The sequence below is a fragment of the Sphingomonas bacterium genome, assembly GCF_903644055.1.
Lineage (GTDB): Bacteria > Pseudomonadota > Alphaproteobacteria > Sphingomonadales > Sphingomonadaceae > Sphingomonas_I.
The window spans coordinates 1-3,616 of sequence record NZ_CAHJXD010000023.1 but is presented as its reverse complement, the minus strand read 5'-3'; the positions used below and the strand labels follow the sequence as shown (position 1 = coordinate 3,616).

The following is a 3,616-nucleotide window of genomic DNA, read 5'->3' as shown; positions in this document are numbered from 1 at the left end:
ATGTCGCCCGGCTCGACCTCGGCGCCGATATAGACGATGCCCGCCTCGTCGAGGTTGCGCAGCGCCTCCTCGCCGACATTGGGAATGTCGCGCGTGATGTCCTCGGGCCCGAGCTTGGTATCGCGGGCCATCACCTCGAACTCTTCGATATGGATCGAGGTGAAGACGTCGTCCTTCACGATCCGCTCGGAGATCAGGATCGAATCCTCGTAATTATACCCGTTCCACGGCATGAACGCGACGAGCACGTTCCGCCCCAGCGCCAGCTCGCCATATTCGGTCGACGGGCCGTCGGCGATGATGTCGCCGGCTTCCACCATGTCGCCCACCTTCACCAGCGGGCGCTGGTTGATGCAGGTCGACTGGTTGGAGCGCTGGAACTTCATCAGCGTGTAGATGTCGACGCCAGACTTGCCGGCATCGGCATCGCCCGTCGCGCGGACGACGATGCGCGCGGCATCGACCTGATCGACGATGCCGGGACGCCTGGCGGCGATCGCGGCGCCGCTGTCGCGCGCCACGGTCTCTTCCATCCCCGTACCGACGAACGGCGCCTCGGCCTTGACCAGCGGCACCGCCTGGCGCTGCATGTTCGAGCCCATCAGCGCGCGATTGGCGTCGTCATTCTCCAGGAAGGGGATCAGCGACGCGGCGACGGAAACGAGCTGCTTCGGCGAAACGTCCATCAGCGTGATATGATCGCGCGGCGCCATTAGGAACTCGCCCGCCTCGCGCGACGAGATCAGATCCTCGGTGAAGGTCCCGTCCTTCGCGACGTCGGCATTGGCCTGCGCGATCGTATGCTTGGCCTCCTCCATCGCCGAAAGATAGACGACCTCGTCGGTGACCTTGTGATCGACGACCTTGCGGTACGGCGTTTCGATAAAGCCATATTTGTTGACGCGGCTGAACGAGGCGAGGCTGTTGATCAGGCCGATGTTCGGCCCCTCCGGCGTCTCGATCGGGCAGATGCGGCCGTAATGCGTCGGGTGGACGTCGCGGACCTCGAAGCCCGCGCGCTCGCGCGTCAGGCCGCCCGGCCCGAGCGCCGAGACGCGGCGCTTGTGCGTCACTTCGGAGAGCGGGTTGGTCTGGTCCATGAACTGGCTGAGCTGCGACGAACCGAAGAATTCGCGCACCGCCGCCACCGCCGGCTTGGCGTTGATGAGATCGTTGGGCATCACCGTCGAGACGTCGACCGAGCTCATCCGCTCCTTCACCGCGCGCTCCATGCGGAGCAGGCCGACGCGATACTGATTCTCCAAGAGCTCGCCGACCGAACGCACGCGGCGGTTGCCGAGATTGTCGATGTCGTCGATGTCGCCCTTGCCATCCTTGAGATCGACCAGCGTCTTGATCACCGCCAGCAGATCCTCGGTGCGCAGCGTCGTCACCGTATCCTCGGCATCGAGGTTGAGGCGCATGTTGAGCTTGACCCGGCCCACCGCGGACAGATCGTAGCGCTCCGGATCGAAGAACAGCCCGCCGAACAGCGATTCGGCGGTTTCCTTCGTCGGCGGCTCGCCGGGGCGCATCACGCGGTAGATTTCGCTGAGCGCATGATCGCGCTCCTCGACCTTGTCGGCCTTCAGCGTGTTGCGCATCCACGCGCCCGTCGAGATATGATCGATGTCGAGCAGATCGACATGATCGAACCCGGCATTGTCGAGCAGTTCGAGATTCTCGGGCGTAACCTCGTCGCCGGCCTCGATGTAGATGCGTCCCGTCGACTCATCGATCAGGTCGTAGGCCGAATAGCGGCCGTAGATTTCCTCGGTCGGAATCAGCAGGCTGGCGAGCCCGTCCTTGGCGGCCTTGTTGGCGGCGCGGGGGCTGATCTTGGTGCCGGCGGGGAAGACCACCTCGCCCGAATCACCATTGACGACATCGAACGACGGCTTCTGCCCACGCCAATTCTCGACGAGGAAGGGCACCTTCCAGCCGCCTTGCCCACGCACATAGGTCTGCGTCTTGTAGAAATGGTTGAGGATGTCCTCGCCGTTGAGCCCGAGCGCATAAAGCAGGGTCGTCACCGGCAGCTTGCGCTTGCGATCGATCCGGACGTTGACGATGTCCTTGGCGTCGAACTCGAAATCCAGCCACGAGCCGCGATACGGGATCACCCGCGCCGCGAAAAGATACTTGCCCGAAGCGTGCGTCTTGCCGCGGTCATGATCGAACAGCACGCCCGGCGAACGGTGCATCTGGCTGACGATCACGCGCTCGGTGCCGTTGATGATGAACGTGCCGTTCGTCGTCATGAGCGGCATGTCGCCCATGTAGACGTCCTGCTCCTTGATATCGAGGACCGAGCGGGTCTCGGTATCGGGATCGACCTCGAACACGATCAGCCGCAGCGTCACGCGCATCGGCGCCGCGAAGGTGATGCCGCGCTGGCGGCACTCTTCGATATCATATTTGGGATCTTCGAGTTCGTAATGGACGAAATCGAGCTCGGCGGTGCCCGCGAAATCGCGGATCGGGAAGACGCTGCGCAGCGTCTTCTCGAGGCCCGAGACATAGCCGATCGACGCATCGGAGCGGAGGAATTGTTCGTAGCTTTCGCGCTGCACCTCGATCAGGTTCGGCATCTGCACCACTTCGTGGATGTTGCCGAAAACCTTGCGGATGCGCTTCTTCGCCGCGGTGGAAAGTGCGGGAACTGCCTGGGTCGCCATCGATTATCCTCGTATCGAACCGTCTGTCGCCCGCCTCGCCGCGCGCCCGTGGCCGATGCGGGGGATAACCCACGCAAAAAGGTGCGGGTCCGGGCCATCGGAACCGCACGGCAGCGTCTTGGTAAACCCGCTGGCCTGCCCCACTTCGTCGCGGCCCGTTGCGCTAGATGGGCCGTGTCCCGGGGCGGGACGGGCGGCCGCGACTCGTGCGAACGAGCTTTGGCCTGAATGTCTGGATCAGTCCCATATAGGCAATCCCGCGCGCTTGAAAAGCCCTCAGGCGCGACTTTTCCATGTGACGATCAGCGCCAGCAGCGTCGCCGCGCCGATCGCCGCCACCGTCTCCGAAATCGAATGCGCGTTCCATTCCCAGACGCGAAATCCCGCGAGATCGGGCATGTTGCGCCGCAGACCATGGCCATAGGCCTCGATCCACTGATATTCCCGCTGAGTCACCTCGCGCGTCACGCACAGCACCGCCGCCGCGAACCACCCCAGCCAGATCGCCGCCCGCGCCCGCACGCCCAGCGCATAGCCGATCGCCCAGCCCACGAGCTGGATGCCGATCGCCCAAGGAACATGCGCGAGCATCGTCCCCCTATACCCACCAGCTTCGTAGGGAGTGAGGCCTTTAAGAGTGTTGAGTCTGCGGGCGAAGTTGTAGGCGGCGACGAAGTCGCCAAGATGCTGCCTGAGCTGGGAGATGCCGTGTCGTTGGAGGCAGCGGTGCAGCGACGGGCGCGTCAGATGCGGGATGCTCGCCTGTAACGCGTACAGCCAATCGTCGAGCGGTAGCAGGGTGTGACGACGGAAGGTGACGATGACCGCCTCAGCTCGATCGACAGTACCGTGGATCGTGCTACCTTCGGGCCGGTTGGCAGATCGATCATCGAGGTCCGCCGCTTCCACTTGGCAACTGTCTTCTGGTTGATCCCATG

The 3,616-nt window shown here is 63.7% G+C and carries 1 protein-coding gene and 1 pseudogene; both read right to left on the bottom strand.

What is annotated here, in order from left to right; all coding sequences use genetic code 11:
* Positions 1-2,678 (bottom strand): DNA-directed RNA polymerase subunit beta (gene rpoB, locus HUU94_RS00905; RefSeq protein WP_174273250.1); only part of this gene is annotated, 2,678 nt, incomplete at its 3' end.
* A 675-nt stretch (positions 2,679-3,353) separates the two neighbouring features.
* A pseudogene (locus HUU94_RS00895) lies at positions 3,354-3,616 on the bottom strand (IS481 family transposase); the annotation flags it as partial.